Raw genomic sequence first — 772 nt, 5'->3', positions numbered from 1 at the left:
AGTTGGAGGGAAAAATGGTCGCGGTGTTATTGCAACTTGTAGTTATGAGGCGAGAGCTTTTGGTGTGCGTTCGGCTATGTCTACAACAAAAGCGTTACAACTTTGCCCAAGCTTAACAGTAGTGTCTGGAAATATGGAAAAGTATAAGGCGGTATCTAGGCAAATCCATGAAATATTTAGACGGTATACGGATGTAATAGAGCCACTATCCTTAGACGAGGCGTATTTAGATGTCACAGGTTCTAAGCTGTTTCAAGGTTCAGCAACTTTAATTGCAGAAGACATACGCAAGTCTATTCAAACTGAATTGAATTTAACGGCTTCGGCAGGAGTTTCCCCATTAAAGTTTGTTTCTAAAGTCGCTTCAGATGTGAATAAACCTAATGGTATATGTATTGTCCCACCTTCTGAGATCCAAACTTTTATAGACGAATTAGAATTAGGGAAAATAAATGGTGTTGGGAAGGTGACGTTAGAGAAATTAAACAAACTCGGCTTATATAAAGGGGATGATGTTAAGAATTTCGATAAAAACACTTTGATTTCAAAATTTGGCAAATTCGGACATACACTTTGGCAAAGGTGCAATGGTATTGATGATAGAGATATTGTTGTCGAAAGGATTAGAAAGTCAGTAGGGGTTGAACGGACATATTTAAATGATATTCATAGTTTGGATGAATGCATACTAGCAATAAAGCCTTTGTATGTCGAATTAGAGCAAAGGTTAGAAAAAGCGCTTGCAGATAAAGTGATCACGAAACTCGGTGTA

1 protein-coding gene is annotated in these 772 nt (G+C 37.7%); it reads left to right on the top strand.

The annotated features are described in order from the left end of the window. Positions 1-772: DNA polymerase IV (dinB, locus tag OH460_RS27305; RefSeq protein ID WP_270000192.1), on the top strand; the 772-nt coding region annotated here is incomplete at both ends.

Origin of the sequence: Vibrio sp. Makdt, from assembly GCF_027587015.1 — a bacterium.
Taxonomy (GTDB): Bacteria; Pseudomonadota; Gammaproteobacteria; order Enterobacterales; family Vibrionaceae; genus Vibrio; species Vibrio chagasii_B.
Note: the sequence above shows the minus strand (reverse complement) of the source record. Positions and strands in the feature narration are given on the sequence as shown.